The sequence below is a fragment of the Pseudomonas sp. GW821-FHT04D07 genome, from assembly GCF_059420225.1.
Map to the genome: position 1 here is coordinate 1 of NZ_JBWKTH010000048.1, position 16,412 is coordinate 16,412.

A 16,412-nucleotide genomic window follows, 5' to 3' on the forward strand; every position below is an offset into this window, starting at 1 on the left:
GCGCTTCGGTCAGCCAGCTTTTGGCGGTCAGCTTGTTGCCACGGGCGGCGCGGATTTCAACGTCACGGCGCTTGGTAAAAGTGGCGGTAGGTTTCTGGGTATTCTCAGTCACGAAATAACTCCTCTGCGATCGTCCAAACCAGCCCAGGCAGTGGGCGAGCGAGCCTGTGGGGGGAAGGCCCCGGCACAAGCGGAAATTAGGGTGGTGCGTCGATCTCTCTACTGACTCATACGCACACATCTTTACTTGTACATACAAGCATATGCAATCAGGCGGCCAACTTGCAAATCGCGAGTGGAAGAATTTTTAAGAATAGCCCGCAGGGCCCGTGGGACGTGGCTTCTGGCGGAGAGTGAAATTGTAGGAGGATGACAGGCTGCAGGTAGGAAGCTGTTACCGAGACAGGATTTTGCGCCATGCTGGGGCGTTCGGTAACAAAATGGGACGGGCTGGATGCACCGTTCTTGTGGCGAGCGTAACTGTGGGAGCGGTGCTTGCCCGCGAAGCTTTTAGCGACCTCAAGGGCCTGTTCGCGAGCAAGCTCTGCTCCCACAGGGACCGCGCTCGGCCTTAGCTAAACAGCATTCTGCTCACCCACCTGTCAGGCGGGAGTCAGCTCAATCACACAACAACGCCCGGTCACCGCCACTTCCAGCAGCCCGTCGTTACTGTCCAGCTGCAGGCAATCATGCCGCCCCAGCATTTCATAGCCACTGTTACCCAGGCCGACATGCAATTGCTCGCTGACGCTGAAAATCAACAACACCGCCGCTGAACTGAAAAAGCGCTTGGGCTGCGCGGCATCGAGCCATTGCAGGCGCGCGCGGTAGCGATCCGGCGCATAGATCAGGTTGAAGTCGCGGATCGGTCCCTCGATCAGGCTGCAACTGACCTGGCTGGCACCGCTGAAGGCAAACGGGTCCAGCGGCAACAAGGCCCGCGTGCGCTGGCCATCCACCTGCAAGGTCATGCCCGCGCCTTGCAGCACGGTAATGATCCGCTCATAACCGGCAAAGGTGGAAAACCCGCCCGACTCGCCGATATCGGCAATCGACAGGCGCCAGCCGAAACCGTCCAGGCCCTCGCCCGCGTCCCGGGTGATTTCCTCGGTGCTGCCGCCGCCGTTCTTCCACGGCATGCGCGGGTAATCCGCCGCGCGCAAGACTTTCAACTGACTCATTTGCTAAAGCGTCCTTCCAGACGATGACGGGAACCGGGGTGGATCAGACGGGCGGCGGTCACCGGCTGACGACCGGACCAGGTCCGGCGACGAATCAGCAGGCACGGCTCGCCCGGCTCGATCTGCAACAACTTGCACTCCTCAGCCTCGGCGAGGATGGCTTCGACCACATGCTCGCCCTCGGTCAGCGGCGCGACCTGGGACAGGTAAGCGTAAGGCGTCTGCAGGGTGAAATCCTGCTTGAGGTAGTCCGGCGCCACCAGTGCGTTGACGAAGCGATCCTCGATCTGCACCGGGATATCGTTCTCGAAATGCACGATCAGCGAGTGGAACACCTTTTGCCCTTCACGCATGTCCAGAGCCACGGCACGCTCGGAACCAGCGGCCTCTTCGCCAAGGGTGATGATCTTGCAGGTGTGCCGGTGACCACGCGAGGCGATCTCGTCGGCGATGTTATGCACTTCGAACAGCGCCGACTGGCTCTTCGGCTCGGCGACAAAAGTGCCGACCCCCTGCATCCGCACCAGCAGGCCTTCGGCGGTCATTTCCCGCAGGGCCCGGTTGATCGTCATGCGGCTGTAGCCCAGCTGCTCCACCAGCTCGCTTTCGGACGGCACGCGGTAATGCGGCGGCCAGTTTCCGCTATCGATCTGCTGGCTGATCATCTGTTTGACGCGGGCGTATAGCGGCGCCGGACTATCGCCCATATGGGCAGCCAGCGAGTGGTTGGCAGGCAGAGTCGGCACGGGAAATCCTTGTTTGATTCAAAGATGGCTAGCTTGCCGGAGTTTACCGGGCACGCAAACGTCTGTATATGTATATACAAATAACACACGATGGGGTGCTTAACCATGTCCGCCTTCTTTGCCGAACGCGCGCTGCTGCCTAGTGGATGGGCCAACAACGTACGCCTGGAGGTCAACGCCGCGGGCGTGCTGACCCAGGTCCAGGCCGATTCCCATGCAGAAGGTGCCGAACGGCTGGGTGGCCCGCTGCTGCCGGGCATGCCGAACCTGCATTCCCACGCTTTCCAGCGCGCCATGGGCGGGCTGGCGGAAGTGGCCGGCAATCCCAACGACAGCTTCTGGACCTGGCGCGACCTGATGTATCGCCTGGTGGGCAAGATCAGCCCGGAGCAAATGGGCATCATCGCCCGTCAGTTGTACATCGAGATGCTCAAGGCCGGCTACACCTCGGTGGCCGAATTCCACTATGTGCATCACGACACCAATGGCCAGCCCTACGCCGATCCGGCCGAACTGGCCCTGCGCATCAGCCAGGCGGCCAGCGCCGCCGGTATCGGCCTGACCCTGCTACCGGTGCTCTACAGCCATTCCGGTTTCGGCGGCCAGGCGCCCAACGACGGGCAACGCCGTTTTATCAACAGCACCGAGAATTACCTGAAGTTGCAGGCACGTTTGCAGCCATTGCTCGCCAAACAGCCGGCCCAGGCCCTGGGGCTGTGCTTTCACTCGTTGCGGGCGGTGACGCCACAACAGATCAATGAAGTACTGGCCGCCAGCGACAAGCACTGCCCGGTGCATATCCATATCGCCGAGCAACAGAAGGAAGTCGACGACTGCCTGAGCTGGAGCGGTAAGCGTCCGTTGCAATGGCTATACGACCATGTCGAGGTGGATGAGCGCTGGTGCCTGGTGCACGCGACCCACGCCGACGCCGAGGAAGTTACGCGCATGGCCCGCAGCCGGGCGATTGCCGGGCTGTGCCTGACCACCGAGGCCAATCTCGGCGACGGAATTTTCCCGGCCGTGGATTTCCTCGCCCAAGGCGGACGGATGGGCATCGGTTCCGACAGCCATGTGTCCTTGAGCGTGGTCGAAGAACTGCGCTGGCTGGAATATGGCCAGCGCCTGCGCGACCAGCGGCGTAATCGCTTGTACCGCGCTGATCAGCCGATGGTCGGCCGCACGCTGTATGACGCGGCATTGGACGGCGGCGCCCAGGCCCTGGGGCAAGCGATCGGTCGACTGGAAATCGGCAAGCGCGCCGACTGGCTGGTGCTCGACGGCAGCGATCCGTACCTGGCAACGGCCCAGGACGACGGCATTCTCAACCGCTGGCTGTTCGCCGGTGGCGACCGCCAGGTACGCGATGTGATGGTCAACGGCCAGTGGGCGGTGCGCGGTGGACGGCATGCGGGCGAAGAAGAAAGCGCCCAGGCGTTTACCCAAGTGCTGCGCGACCTGCTGAACTGAACCCGAAAACCTTGTCGATCACATCCCATGTAGGAACTGGCTTGCCAGCGATGAGGCCCTTGAGCCTTACGGCGCCGATTCGGACGCCACCGCCGGCAAGCCGGTTCCTACCAGGTGCGTGATTCAGTTGGGCATCTTCGCATCCGGGGTACGCCAGATCAGCCGGGTGGTGTCGTAACCCTGCTGGCGCGCCCGGCTCAGCAGGTCCTCACGAGTCTCCGCAGTGACCTTGGTCGTCCGTGACAACAACCACAGGTAGCGACGATTCGGATTGCCGACAATCGCCGTCTTGTAGTCGTCGCTGACATACAGGATCCAGTAATCGGCCTTGGCCACGCCAGGCAACATCGACGTGAACCAGTTATCGAACTTCACCCACAGCTTGTCGGTTTGCTCCGGCACCTGCGGCGTCGCCGTGCCCTTGGCTTCTTCCCAGGTCCACTGCTCGGTCAGGCAACGGTTGAACACCGCCATCTTGCCATCCGCCATCAGACTGTAGCGGGCTTCCGACTGCGCGCAATTGCGCTGGAAATACATCGGCATCCGCGCCAGCTCGTACCAGGTACCCTGGTAACGTTTCAGGTCCACGTGACCTGCCGTCTTGGGCGCCAAATCGTCGCCGAACGTAGCGCAACCGGCCAGCAACAAGCCGGCCAAAAGAGTAACCACTAAACGCAACATTGTTCTTCTCCCGTGGGCGATCGCCCCGGTTTACTTCAGGCCTTGCCCGGAAAACATCAGGACTTTGTCACCGGCATACTGCACGCTGATAAAGCTGTTCTTGTTACCCCAGGTGCAACTGGACATGCCAAGCGCGCCGGAACAGTCCGAAGGTGAACCGAGCAGTTTCTCGACATCGGCCTTGGCCATGCCCGCGGAGATTTTCGAGTAGTTTTCCTGATTGACCTTGCTGCATGCGACCAACAGTACGCAGAACGACAAAAGGGCGAGAGAGCGCAACGACATGGGGGAACTCCTGGGGCTCAAAGGTGGGCACGGCTGCCTACCGCAAGCTTAGAAGAGAAAAGGGCCATCTGGTTCCCGAGCCCCAGCGCTTTTCTTACAGTGATTTCCTTCAAGGATTTTCAGCGGCTTTTTTTCAGCGAAACCGGCATTTCGTCGGCTTTGTCGGCCGAAAATTAATATTCAACGCAAAAGTGTCGACATATTCAGGTAATACCATTTCGCCTGTATGGAAGGCCCGTAGGCCGATGTTCAAGGCACTACGCCCCGCCATGGCGAGCAATGGAAAAGCAGGACAAGGACTTCCGACACCGACGTTGCCCAAGAGAAATTGCCCCACAGGTCATAACCTGTGGCAAATTGACGCCCCCCGGTGACCAGCCCCCCTGTGGACAGCCTATTTCATGACCAAAAACTTCAAGTTCAGCCATAAGATTCTGTTGGCGGCGGCCCTGGTGGTCGCAGTGGCGTTCGCCTGCTTCATCCTGTTCAACGACTACCGCCAGCGCGCGGCCCTGCGCCACAGCACCGAAGACTCGATGCAGGCGCTGGGCAGCCTGACCACCAGCAACATCCAGACCTGGTTGGAAAGTCGCATTCAGCTGCTGCAATCGCTGTCCCAGCAGATCGCCGCGGACGGCAGCTCCGCCGACAGCCTGAAACACGCCATCGGCCTGCCCGCCTACGCCAGCAACTTCCAGCTCAGCTATTTCGGCAGCGCGGAAGGCGTGATGACCTCGATTCCGGTGGGCAACCGTGCCGCCGACTACGATCCGCGTGCACGTGGCTGGTACAAGGCCGCCACCGCCGCCCAACAGACCATCGTCACCGAACCCTACATCGCCGCCTCCTCCGGCAAGCTGGTCATCACCCTGGCCACCCCGGTGCAGCACCAGGGCCAGTTTATCGGCGTGACCGGCGCCGATATCGACCTGGGCAGCGTCAGCGCCATCATCAACTCACTGAACTTCGGCGGCCACGGGCAGGCGTTCATCGTCAGCGCCGATGGCAAGATTCTGATTCACCCGGACAGCAAGCTGATCCTGAAAAGCCTTTCTGACGCTTATCCGACCGGGGCCCCGAAAATCAGTGCCGGGCTCAAGGAAGTCGAGGTGGACGGCAAGCAGCAGTTCATCTCCTTCACCCACGTCAACGGCGTGTCTTCGGTGGACTGGTACGTCGCCCTGGTGCTCGACCAGGACACCGCGTTCTCCATGCTCAGCGAGTTCCGGACCTCGGCGATCATCGCCACGGTGATCGCCGTGATCATCATCATCGCCCTGCTCGGCATGCTGATCCGCGTGCTGATGCAGCCGCTGCACCTGATGGGCCGCGCCATGCATGACATCGCCGAAGGTGAAGGCGACTTGACCAAACGCCTGGTCATCCACGGTCACGATGAATTCGGCACCCTGGGCATGTCCTTCAACCGCTTCGTCGAACGTATCCACAGCTCGATCCGCGAAGTGGCCTCGGCCACCGGCCAGGTCAACGAAGTGGCCTTGCGGGTGGTCAGCGCCTCCAACTCGTCGATGCTCAACTCCGACCAGCAGGCCAACCGCACCAGCAGCGTGGCGGCGGCGATCAACCAGCTCGGCGCCGCGGCCCAGGAAATCGCGCAGAACGCCGCCCTCGCCTCGCAGCACTCCAGCGAAGCTCGCAGCCTGGCCGAAGACGGCCAGCAGGTGGTGGATAAAACCATCAGCGCGATGCAACAACTGTCGGCCAAGATCAGCGATTCGTGCGGCAATATCGAAACCCTGAACAGCAACACGGTGAATATCGGGCAGATCCTCGAAGTGATTAGCGGTATTTCCCAGCAGACCAACCTGCTGGCGCTCAACGCGGCCATCGAGGCGGCCCGGGCCGGTGAAGCCGGACGCGGGTTTGCGGTGGTAGCCGATGAGGTGCGCAACCTGGCGCACCGCACCCAGGATTCGGCGCAGCAAGTGCAGAAGATGATCGAGGAATTGCAGGTTGGTGCCCGGGCAGCGGTGAGCATCATGACCGACAGCCAGCGTCAGAGCGAAAGCAGCGTCAGCATTGCCAACCAGGCCGGCGAACGGTTGGGCAGCGTGACCCAGCGGATCGGCGAGATCGACGGCATGAACCAGTCGGTGGCGACCGCGACCGAAGAACAGACAGCAGTGGTGGAATCGATCAACGTCGACATTACCGAGATCAACACGCTGAACCAGGAAGGCGTGGAAAACCTGCAATCGACCTTGCGCGCGTGTGCGGACCTGGAACAGCAGGCGGCGCGGTTGAAGCAGTTGGTGGGTAGTTTCCGGATCTGACGACCTACAGGACACAGCAAAACCTGTAGGAGCTGGCTTGCCGGCGATGGCGCCCGCTCAGGCGATGCAAGGCTCAATGGCCTCATCGCCGGCAAGCCAGCTCCCACAAGGTCCGCGCCTGGATTCAAAACCGGGTCAGAAGCGTGAACCCGGCTCCCGCAAAAACGCCACTTCCTCGACCGTGGACTCACGCCCGAGAATGGCATTGCGATGGGGAAAGCGCCCAAACCGGGCAATGACCTCGCGATGCCGTTCGGCATAGTCCAGATAATCGGCAAAGATCGCCCGATCCGCCTCCACCTGCTCCGCCAGCAGCGCCACAAAGCGCGACACCGCCTCATTCTGCACAGCCAAATGCTCGCAGTGCTCGAACACCAGGTAAACAAACACCCGCTGCATCGCCGACAGCCGCCGATCGAAATCCGCAGCCACGCCCTGTGCCACCAACGCCTGGGCGCGGGCATCACCGGAGAAAGCCTTGGGGGTCTCGCGGAAGATCATCCGCGGTAGTTGATCAAGCAGGATCACCAGTGCCAGCCAGCCTTCGGGACATTGCGTCCACTCGGCCAAATCGCCAGCCAGTGCCTGCTCGACCTGGACCCCGAAACGCTCGCGCGCCTCAAGGTCCTGGCTGTCACGCTTGCCGAACCACAACCGGCCCTTGTCAGCCACCATCGCGGCGGGTGTCCCGGCTGAACCGAACCACCACTCAAGCAAGGGCTGCCAGGGCGCGGACATGGCTTCAGCCCTTGTGGTAACCGGTGACCCGTTCCACTTCTTCCTTGGAACCGAGGAACACCGCAACACGCTGGTGCAGACCTTCCGGCTGGATGTCGAGAATACGCTGGTGGCCGTTGGTGGACGCGCCGCCGGCCTGTTCCACCAGGAACGACATCGGGTTGGCTTCGTACATCAGGCGCAGTTTGCCCGGCTTGGACGGCTCGCGGCTGTCGCGCGGATACATGAACAGGCCGCCACGGGTCAGGATACGGTGCACGTCCGCAACCATCGCGGCGACCCAGCGCATGTTGTAGTTCTTTTTCAGCGGGCCTTCTTCGCCGGCCAGCAATTCGCCGACGTAGCGTTGTACCGGAGCTTCCCAGTGACGCTGATTGGACATGTTGATCGCGAATTCCTGAGTGGAAGCCGGGATCCTGATGTCTTCATGGGTCAGCACGAAGCTGCCCATTTCACGGTCAAGGGTAAAGCCTTTCACGCCATCACCCAGGGTCAGTACCAGCATGGTCTGCGGGCCGTAGATGGCATAACCGGCGGCGACCTGCTCGGTACCTGGCTGCAGGAAGGCCTTTTCGTTCAAGGCTTCGTTCTGGCTCAGGTGTTCATTCGGGCAACGCAGCACCGAGAAGATAGTACCGACCGGTGCGTTGATATCGATGTTCGACGAGCCGTCCAGTGGGTCGAATACCAGCAGGTAGGCGCCTTTCGGGTATTTGCCCGGGATCTGGTAGGCATTGTCCATTTCTTCGGACGCCATGCCGGCCAGGTGACCGCCCCATTCGTTGGCTTCGAGGAGGATTTCGTTGGAAAGCACGTCGAGCTTCTTCTGCACTTCGCCCTGTACGTTCTCTGTCCCCATGCTGCCCAGAACCCCACCCAGCGCGCCTTTGGAGACGGCATGGCTGATTTCCTTGCAAGCACGCGCGACCACTTCGATCAGGAAACGCAGATCGGCAGGCGTGTTGTTGCTGCGGGTCTGCTCAATCAAATAGCGACTCAAGGTAACGCGGGACATGGATGGCTCCGGAGATGGGGGGGGCTGAAAACCTGCTCAGTTTAACGCGAGTCGACATGTATTGCCTCCTGTCAGACCGAGTTCCGACACGGAGAGTTCAAGGACCGGGTTGCGCGTAGTCCAAAAGCACCGGAATTCTTCGGTCCCCGACCATGACACGAACCTTGTGGGAGCTGGCTTGCCAGCGATGAGGCCAGTGAGCCTTGCATCGCCTTATCGGCCGCCATCGCCGGCAAGCCGGCTCCTACAAAGTTCCAGGCAAGGTGCTTATACCTGCGGTTTGCGCAACAGGCTGAAGGCCATTCCGGCCAAAGCGGCCACCCCCAGCAGCAGCACCGCCCACAAGCCGATCTTCTTCCAATCGGTGCCCAGCGCAACCGGCACCACCGGCGGCTGCAGCGTGGTCACCGCGCCGCCGCTGGCCGTGGCCTTGCCCAAGCCCGCCAGACGCTGCGGACTGTAATCGGGAATCAAGGTCGACAACGACAGGTTCGTCGCCTTGACCGTCGGATTGCCCAGAGCCAGGGAAAACGGCGGCTCGCCACGGGCCAGGAACACCAATTGGGTGCCGCGCACCGCGAAACGCAAGGTCGGCGCTTGTGCGCCCAGGCCACCGCCGCGCTCATCGACCACCAGTTTCAATTGCGCCACGGCCCGCCCGGGCAACTGCAACTGGTCCTGGACCACGTCCTGGCCATTCTGGGTCAGGCGATAGAGCAAACCGCTACTCAGCGTCTGCCAGGCTGCATTGCCGTCCTGACGCCCGTACAAGCTCACCGGCGCCAGGCTGTTGGCCTGCGCCAGCTCGACCCGCACCTGCTCAAGGGGCAGGCCGAGCGGTAGCTGCCAGGTGTATTCGCCAGCCTTGGCGCTCGTCCCGGCCAACGGCTGCGACCATAGCAGCGGCAACGGCAGGCTGCTGGTAGTGGAACTGGCCAACTTTGCCGAACTGAGCACCGGCGCCGTCTGCGGCGACTGCCACAACAGCCGCAAGTAACGCGCCGACAACCCCGGCAAGGCAACTTCATGCTGCTCCACCCGTTCGTCGGCAAAGGACAAACGCGCCACCTGCCCTTCGCCCCAGGCCTGCCAGTGCTGCAAGTCGTCGCTGGCCTCGATGCTGAAACGCTGGAAACCGTCACGCTCGCTGCTCCAGTCCAGTAGCAACTGCTGCAACGGCGTCTTGATCGCGCTGGCATCCAACAGCCAGCCGCGCAGCACTTCTTCGCCGGCTTTCAACTGACCCGCGGGGCTCACCTCGACCAGGGTGCCGTTGGCCGACGACTGGACCCGCACGCTCGGCGTGGCCTGGGGCGCATCGGCCGAGTTGTACAGCGGGAACCACTTCACATCCGTCAGGCTATGGCTCTGGGTCGCCTGCGCCTGCTCCCGCGCCAGGGCATAGGCCTGGGGCTCGCCGGCGGCGTTGAACACCCGCACATCGCTGAGGTCGGCCTGGCGCGCGCGCAACTGCAGCGTCAGCGGCAGCTCCAAGCGATACCAGGGGCCCTCGCCACTCAGGGTCAAGGGCACCTGGGTGCTGTAGTCGGTCGGTTTTTCCTGAGCGAACGCCGACAGCGCCGCACACAGCCCCATGATGCCCAACCAGCACCGGCTCGAGTTGCCCATCAAGACGACACCCCTTCAGTTTCCGCAGTCTCCGGCTCAGGGTCCGGACGCTTGGGTGGCAACGGCGCAAAGTAACCGACCACCAGCAACAGCACGCCCACACCGATGAACGAGACAATCCGCGCCAGTCCGCCACGGTTGCTCAATTCGACAAAGAACAGCTTGGCGACCACCACGGCGATCAGCGCCGCGCCCACCAGCCAGACCTCGCGACGATGGCGCAGATGCCCGCCGATCATCAGGCCCAGGGCAATCAGGGTCCAGGCAATCGACAGGCCGGCCTGCACCTGCATCGACGCCAGCAGGTCATCCAGGTTGAACGGCACACCGCCCCAGTGGTGCGCGGTACGCATCACCAGCGCGCTGATAAAGGCGAACAGCGAAAGCCCGGCGACGGCCTGGGTGACCCACTGCGCATAGTCGCGGCGTAACGCCCATTGCGCCACGGCGCTCTGCGACCAGAGGTAGATCCCCAGCAGGGCAAACATCAGGCCCAGCTCCAACGGGTTGAGCAGCGGCACATAAGGCAGCGGCTCGGCCTGACCGTCGCTGAAGGTATTCGCCAGCCAGAACCAGGCCAACATCAGCCCAGCCAGGGGCAAGGCAGCATAGAGGCGATATTCGCGCGGGTACGCCGCCACCGGCCATGGCCACTGGCGTGGCGCGGCCATCAGCACCAGATAGAGGCTCGGCAGGATCGCCCAGCCCAGCCAGCGCCAGGCGTTGTAGTGTTCGGACAGGCTCATCAGAGCAAAACGCAACTCCAGCGCCAGCACGCCGAGGATCAGCCAGCAGCCCAGCACATGCGCATAACTCAGGGCCCGACCTGGCAGGATCGGCGCCAGGCGGCGCAAGGACAGCAGGTGCACGACAAACACCGCCGCCCAGGCCAGCCAGCCATAATCCGCCACCGGGTGATAAGCCGGGTACCAGGCGTCGTAGAGCACCGCCAGCGCAACCGGTGTCAACAAGCTGCAGAGCCGGCCCAAGGTCGGCCAGTTCAGCCGCGAGGCCAACAGTGTCCAGAGCGCCACACTGGCCGCGGCCAGCCCTAGCAAAGCCTGGGCCTGGAGATGCGCCGGGACAAACCGCAGGATTTCGCTGACCCAGGCCAGCCCCCACCACAACGCGCCCCAGACCAGCAGGACATTGGACAGGCCGGCCAGGCTCAGGGCGTCGAAGGCCGCGGCCTGGCGGCCACGCTGCAAGCGCCAGGCGCCGATCATCGCCGCCAGGCTCAGCACCATCGGCGTCCAGAAAGCGCTGTGGGCCAATGGCCGCAGACCCTCGGCGGACAGCGCGCGGAACAGCTCCGGCTCGGCCATGAGGAACGCCGCGCCGCCGATCACCTGCAACAGCAGGCCGAAGACGAAACTCACCCGCTGCTGCAAATACAGGCTCAGCCAGATGATCAACAGGCCGCTGGCGGCCCAGACCCCGCTGGCGGTTTCCCACGGCAGGACGAACAGCACGGCGAGGTTGATCAGCACCAGCCCCGCCAGCAACACCACCGACAGCCCGCGCAGCAGGCGCACATCGTTGCGCACCATCTCGTCGCGGGCCGCCAACAGCATCCCGGCGATCAGGGACAGACCGATCAGCGAAGCGCTCATCAGGCCGCTCCAGCCGGCGTTGAACACCGCCGTCGAGTCGCCCTCGGCACCTTGCAGGCGCAGCAGGAACAGCACGCCGCCGAGCAGTTGCACGGCAAAGGCACTGAACAGGAAACTGCGCGATTGCAGGCGCAGGCCGACCAACAGGGTCGCCAACCCGGCCAGCGCCCAACTGATCGCCGTGCCCTGGGTGAAGAAGAACAACGGCGCCAGCAGGTAGAGGAAGGTCAGGCCGCTGCAGGCCAGCACCGGTGCCAGACTGCGCTCCCAGGACGAGAGCTGCTCAGGCAGCGCCTTGCGTACTTGCTGGAAGCTGAACAACAAGGCCCCACCCAGCAGCAAGGCGCCCAGCGGCGCGCCGTCCAGCAGGCTGGTTTCACCGAGTTGCAGCTTGTCGAGAAACGCCAGCGCCGAACCGATCTGCAACAACAGGGCAAACGCCCGGGCCAATGGCCGCTGTTGGCGCAGGCCAAGCCAGAAGATACCCGCGCCTTCCACCGCCCAGGCCGCGGAGGTCCAATGGGCATCCAGGCCCAGCGGGATCGCCAGGCTGGCGAAGATCACGCCCAGGGCCAGGCAGGTTTCCCCCAGCAGCAAGGCGCGACCGCCAGCGAGTATCCGCGCCAGCCCCATGTAGATAATGCCCAGGGCCAGGGCACTGAATGCCGCCGCGAACGGCAGATGCTGGACCACCGCGAATTGCAGGCCGAAGCCCACCAGCGGCGGGCCGAACAGCATGGCGCCGTCGACATAGTCGCCCTGGCGGGCCGACCAGCGCAGCAGCGCTTCACGGCTGTCGTCCTCGGGCCCGGCGGCCATCTCGCGCAATTTACGCCGGGCGAACAGCAGGCCGATCGCCAGGTACATCAGGAAGAACAACACCAGGAAGGGCTCGGTGCTCCACAGCAACTCCGGTTTATACGAACGCAGGCCCCAGGCGAAGCCGATCCCGAAGGTGCCGACAAAACCGATCAGGTTGAGCAAGCGCCAGGTCTTGAACCAGGCGATCGCCAGGATGCCGGCGTTGAGCAAGGCAAAATAGCTGAACAGCGCCACATGGTTGCCGCTGCCGGTGGAAGTCAGAATCGGCGCGGCGAAGCCGCCCAGGGCGGCAGCGGCGGCCAGGCCGAGGGCATCCTGGGTGATCGCGAGAATCGCCGAGAACAGCGTGACCGCCACCAGCAGACCGAGGGCCGCCGACGGATCGAGCAGCGGATGCAGGCGCATCGCCGCAAACACCGTCAGGTACAGCACCGCGACCCCGGTGCCTTGCAGCATCAATGCGTAGTTGCTGTTGCGCAAACGCAGCCACCAACCGAGCCCGAGCAGGCCCAGGGCACAGGTGGCGACCCCGGCGTAACGCGCCTCGATCGGCACCACCATGCCTTCGGTGGCATACCGCAGCAGGAAGGCCAGGCCGAGGAACAGCAGGAGCACACCGACACGCAACACCGTATTGCCGCCGAACAGCCAGTTGCGCGCGCCGGCCAGGGCACGCTCGACCAGGTTCGGTTCGCGAGGGGCGCGAGGCGCTTGTGGCTCGCGGGAGGCGACCATGACCAGTTCCGGCGCCCAGGCATCGACCTCAGGAGGTACATTTTCGGAACGCGGTGTTTCGCGCTGGGGCTCCTGGAGTTCGACCGGCAGTTCCCAAACCAACTCGGGAACGGCGCGCAGGGCTTCGGGGATCGGTTCGGCGGCTTGTTCTGCCTGGGCTTGCTCGGCGACCGATGGTGGCGCCTGCTCGGCAACCTCGGGCGTCACCTCAGTGAGCAACGGGGCAACCGACGGTTCCGGCGCCCTGCCCGAGGCGATTTCGAGCTGGCGTACGCGCAGCTCGACAGTCGCCAGGGCTTTTTGCGCCTGTTCCAGTTGAAGCACTTGCTCCGCGGCCCGCCGGCCCAGGCTCATCAGGCGGAAACTCTGGCCGATACCCAGCCCCAGCAGTGCACCGATCAGAGCGTCGGTGAACACCGAGTCCACCAGCCAGCCCAGCGCCAGGCCCACCAGCATCAGAATCCATTGCATGCGCGATATCCCTATGCGGCGTCCGAAAATATGCCGCGTAGTATATCGATCCGGCCCCCGCAAAGTGGGGCCGGGCGCACAACTTGTCGCAAAAAGTTACTCCAGTGCTTTCCAGATGTCCGTGGCGTACTCACGAATCGTCCGGTCCGAGGAGAACCAGCCCATTCGCGCGCTGTTAAGTACGGCAGAACGCCACCATTCCTTGGAGTCGTGCCAATGGGCTTCGACCCGGGTCTGGGCGTCCCAGTAGGAGTCGAAATCGGCGCAGACCAGGAAGCGGTCATAGTCGATCAGCGAATCCACCAGCCCGACATAGCGTGCCGGATCATCCGGTGAAAACACTCCGCCACGAATGGCTTGCAGCACATCGTTGAGTCGATGCGAGGCCGCCACATCCGCCGCCGCGCTGAACTCGCCATTATGTTTGCGCGACTCCACCTGCTGGGCGCTGAGACCGAAGATGAACATGTGTTCTTCGCCGATCCGCTCGCACATCTCGACGTTGGCCCCGTCCATGGTGCCGATGGTCAGCGCGCCATTGAGGCCGAACTTCATGTTGCTGGTGCCCGAGGCCTCGAAGCCCGCGGTGGAAATCTGCTCCGACAGGTCCGCCGCCGGGATGATGCTTTCCGCCAGGCTGACGTTGTAGTTGGGCAGGAACACCACCTTGAGCAGACCGCGCACGGTCGGGTCGTGGTTGACCGTGCGGGCGATGTCGTTGGCCAGCTTGATGATCAGCTTGGCCTGGTGGTAACTGGCCGCCGCCTTGCCGGCGAAGATCTTCACCCGCGGTACCCAGTCGATTTCCGGCTCGGCCCGGATCGCCTGGTACAGGGCCACGGTGTGCAGCAGGTTGAGCAACTGGCGCTTGTACTCGTGGATGCGCTTGACCTGCACGTCGAACATCGCCGCCGGATTGATCGCAATCCCCAGGCGCTCATGAATCAGCGCCGCCAGGGCCCGCTTGCTGTGCAGGCGCTGTTCGGCGAACTGCTTGCGAAAGCCGGCCTTCTCGGCAAAGGGCTCCAGGCCCAGCAGCAACGCCTCGGGGTTGTCGAGCAGCTCCGGGCCCACGGCGTCGACCATCATGGCGGTGAGTTTCGGGTTGGCCTGGTAGAGCCAGCGGCGGAAGGTGATGCCGTTGGTCTTGTTGTTGATCCGCTCCGGGTAGAGTTTGTGCAGTTCGGAGAACACTGTGCTGCGCATCAATTGGGTGTGCAGCCCGGAAACGCCATTGACGCTATGGGAACCGAGGAATGCCAGATTGCCCATGCGCACCCGTCGACCGTTGTCCTCCTCGATCAGCGAGACCGCGCGCAGCACGTCGAAATCGTGGATGCCCTTGGCCCGTAGCGAATCGATGTGCTGGGCGTTGATCAGGTAGATGATCTGCATATGCCGCGGCAGCATGCGTTCCATCAGGCCCACCGGCCAGGTTTCCAGGGCTTCGGGGAGCAAGGTGTGGTTGGTGTAGGAAAGCGTTTCGACGGTGACCTGCCAAGCCGCGTCCCAGGCGATATCGTGCAGGTCGACCAGTTGGCGCATCAACTCGGCCACGGCAATCGAGGGGTGCGTATCGTTGAGCTGGATCGCCGCGTGCTCGCCGAGGCTGAGCACCGAGTCGTGCATGTTCTTGTGCCGACGCAGCAGGTCCTGCAACGACGCGGAGACAAAGAAGTACTCCTGGCGCAGTCGCAGCTCCTGGCCGGCCTCGGTACTGTCGGCCGGGTAGAGGACCCGGGAAATACTCTCGGCCCGCGCCACCTCGGCCACCGCGCCGAGGTGGTCGCCGGCGTTGAAGCGCTCCAGGTGCAGCTCTTCGGTCGCCCGCGCGCGCCACAGCCGCAGGGTGTTCACACTGGCCCCGCGCCAACCCACCACGGGTGTGTCATAGGCCACCGCCCGCACGGTTTCCGAGGGCGTCCAGACCTGGCAGGTCGCACCGTTTTCGTCGGTGACGGTCTGCACCTGGCCGCCGAAACCCACGGGATAGATCACTTCGGCGCGCTCAAACTCCCAGGGGTTGCCGAAATCCAGCCAGTTCTCGGTCTGCTCCTGCTGCCAGCCATCGACGATGGCCTGGCGGAACAAGCCGTGCTCGTAGCGGATGCCATAGCCATGGCCGGCGATGCCAAGGGTCGACATGCTTTCCATGAAACACGCCGCCAGGCGCCCCAGGCCACCGTTGCCAAGCGCCGCATCGGGCTCCAGCAGGCGAATCCGCTCCAGGTCCACGCCGAGCTCCACCAGCGCCTCACGAACGATCTCCAGCAAGCCGAGGTTGCTCAGGCTGTCGTACAGCAACCGCCCGATCAGAAATTCCAGAGAAAGGTAATACACCCGCTTCTGGCCCTTGCGGTAGATATGCCGGGTGTGGTCCATCCAGCGCTCGACCATATGGTCGCGGGCGGCCAAGGCAATGGCCTCGAACCAGTCATGATCAAACGCGTGGTCCGGGTCCTTGCCCACCGCGTATGTAAGTTTGGCGAGGACAGCGTCGCGAAAAGCGGCGACCTCGGCTTCACGGACAAGCGGTTCCTGAGACATCGATACAACCTCTAGCGAGATGGACGATTTGAAAGACAAGTTTTCTGAGCCTAGACCGTTCGACACGGGGCGACGGCGCAGGTTCGGCGTTTTTTACCGATGGCCTCGGGAAAACCCGAAGAAGCGGTTCTGCCCCAAAAGCATGCAGTCCGGTGGAAATCTCCCTGCAAAGACGCATTTGTACG

General features: G+C 63.1%; 12 protein-coding genes and 1 pseudogene. 3 read left to right on the top strand and 10 right to left on the bottom strand.

Annotated features, from left to right (window positions below):
• From AC07T0_RS30900 to hutC, 3 genes are all read right to left on the bottom strand, one after another.
• Nucleotides 1–112 (bottom strand): hypothetical protein (locus tag AC07T0_RS30900; RefSeq protein ID WP_495004755.1); only part of this gene is annotated, 112 nt, incomplete at its 3' end.
• A gap of 490 nt (nt 113–602) precedes the next feature.
• Complete coding sequence (locus AC07T0_RS30905) at nt 603–1,181, bottom strand: HutD/Ves family protein (protein WP_495004740.1); 579 nt, start codon at nt 1,179–1,181, stop codon at nt 603–605.
• The gene (gene hutC, locus AC07T0_RS30910; RefSeq protein WP_152737845.1) at nt 1,178–1,888 is read right to left on the bottom strand and encodes a histidine utilization transcriptional repressor HutC; all 711 of its coding nucleotides are present in this window, start codon (nt 1,886–1,888) and stop codon (nt 1,178–1,180) included. The genes AC07T0_RS30905 and hutC overlap by 4 nt, the downstream gene beginning before the upstream one ends.
• A gap of 144 nt (nt 1,889–2,032) precedes the next feature.
• On the opposite strand from hutC, the gene AC07T0_RS30915 reads away from it, so the two are divergent.
• A complete protein-coding gene (locus AC07T0_RS30915) occupies nt 2,033–3,397 on the top strand; it encodes a formimidoylglutamate deiminase (protein WP_495004741.1) in 1,365 nt (454 codons plus the stop codon).
• A 123-nt stretch (nt 3,398–3,520) separates the two neighbouring features.
• On the opposite strand, the gene AC07T0_RS30920 is transcribed toward AC07T0_RS30915, so the two are convergent.
• Complete coding sequence (locus AC07T0_RS30920) at nt 3,521–4,078, bottom strand: lipocalin family protein (protein WP_495004742.1); 558 nt, start codon at nt 4,076–4,078, stop codon at nt 3,521–3,523.
• Between the two features lie 30 nt (nt 4,079–4,108).
• The gene (locus tag AC07T0_RS30925; protein WP_103495495.1) at nt 4,109–4,363 is read right to left on the bottom strand and encodes a hypothetical protein; all 255 of its coding nucleotides are present in this window, start codon (nt 4,361–4,363) and stop codon (nt 4,109–4,111) included.
• A gap of 401 nt (nt 4,364–4,764) precedes the next feature.
• Here AC07T0_RS30925 and AC07T0_RS30930 point away from each other — a divergent pair.
• Nucleotides 4,765–5,799, top strand: a pseudogene (locus AC07T0_RS30930) (HAMP domain-containing protein); the annotation flags it as partial.
• Nucleotides 5,800–5,892: 93 nt separating this feature from the next.
• Entirely contained in the window at nt 5,893–6,657 is a 765-nt protein-coding gene (locus tag AC07T0_RS30935) for a methyl-accepting chemotaxis protein (protein WP_495004756.1), read from the top strand.
• Nucleotides 6,658–6,792: 135 nt separating this feature from the next.
• Here the strand turns inward: AC07T0_RS30935 and AC07T0_RS30940 are convergent, their stop codons facing one another.
• The 5 genes from AC07T0_RS30940 to AC07T0_RS30960 all read right to left on the bottom strand — a co-directional run bounded on the left by AC07T0_RS30940 (nt 6,793) and on the right by AC07T0_RS30960 (nt 16,227).
• Nucleotides 6,793–7,395 (bottom strand): DUF924 family protein, encoded by a 603-nt coding sequence (locus tag AC07T0_RS30940; RefSeq protein WP_495004743.1) that lies wholly within the window; start codon nt 7,393–7,395, stop codon nt 6,793–6,795.
• 4 nt (nt 7,396–7,399) lie between these two features.
• On the bottom strand, nt 7,400–8,410 hold the full coding sequence (locus AC07T0_RS30945) for a class 1 fructose-bisphosphatase (protein WP_495004744.1): 1,011 nt from the start codon (nt 8,408–8,410) through the stop codon (nt 7,400–7,402).
• A gap of 267 nt (nt 8,411–8,677) precedes the next feature.
• Complete coding sequence (locus AC07T0_RS30950) at nt 8,678–10,039, bottom strand: DUF3999 domain-containing protein (protein ID WP_495004745.1); 1,362 nt, start codon at nt 10,037–10,039, stop codon at nt 8,678–8,680.
• Entirely contained in the window at nt 10,039–13,680 is a 3,642-nt protein-coding gene (locus AC07T0_RS30955; protein ID WP_495004746.1) for a DUF2339 domain-containing protein, read from the bottom strand. Before AC07T0_RS30955 ends, AC07T0_RS30950 begins: the two co-directional genes overlap by 1 nt.
• Nucleotides 13,681–13,776: 96 nt before the next feature.
• Nucleotides 13,777–16,227 carry a glycogen/starch/alpha-glucan phosphorylase gene (locus AC07T0_RS30960; RefSeq protein WP_495004747.1) on the bottom strand — a complete coding sequence of 817 codons (2,451 nt, stop codon included), beginning with the start codon at nt 16,225–16,227 and terminating at the stop codon, nt 13,777–13,779.
• Between the last annotated feature and the right edge of the window lie 185 nt (nt 16,228–16,412).

Bases quoted from the DNA above. Each gene is read 5' to 3' on its own strand.
- AC07T0_RS30905 (WP_495004740.1), bottom strand. From the start codon at position 1,181: ATGAGTCAGTTGAAAGTCTTGCGCGCGGCGGATTACCCGCGCATGCCG.
- hutC (WP_152737845.1), bottom strand. From the start codon at position 1,888: ATGGGCGATAGTCCGGCGCCGCTATACGCCCGCGTCAAACAGATGATC.
- AC07T0_RS30915 (WP_495004741.1), top strand. From the start codon at position 2,033: ATGTCCGCCTTCTTTGCCGAACGCGCGCTGCTGCCTAGTGGATGGGCC.
- AC07T0_RS30920 (WP_495004742.1), bottom strand. From the start codon at position 4,078: ATGTTGCGTTTAGTGGTTACTCTTTTGGCCGGCTTGTTGCTGGCCGGT.
- AC07T0_RS30925 (WP_103495495.1), bottom strand. From the start codon at position 4,363: ATGTCGTTGCGCTCTCTCGCCCTTTTGTCGTTCTGCGTACTGTTGGTC.
- AC07T0_RS30935 (WP_495004756.1), top strand. From the start codon at position 5,893: ATGCTCAACTCCGACCAGCAGGCCAACCGCACCAGCAGCGTGGCGGCG.
- AC07T0_RS30940 (WP_495004743.1), bottom strand. From the start codon at position 7,395: ATGTCCGCGCCCTGGCAGCCCTTGCTTGAGTGGTGGTTCGGTTCAGCC.
- AC07T0_RS30945 (WP_495004744.1), bottom strand. From the start codon at position 8,410: ATGTCCCGCGTTACCTTGAGTCGCTATTTGATTGAGCAGACCCGCAGC.
- AC07T0_RS30950 (WP_495004745.1), bottom strand. From the start codon at position 10,039: ATGGGCAACTCGAGCCGGTGCTGGTTGGGCATCATGGGGCTGTGTGCG.
- AC07T0_RS30955 (WP_495004746.1), bottom strand. From the start codon at position 13,680: ATGCAATGGATTCTGATGCTGGTGGGCCTGGCGCTGGGCTGGCTGGTG.
- AC07T0_RS30960 (WP_495004747.1), bottom strand. From the start codon at position 16,227: ATGTCTCAGGAACCGCTTGTCCGTGAAGCCGAGGTCGCCGCTTTTCGC.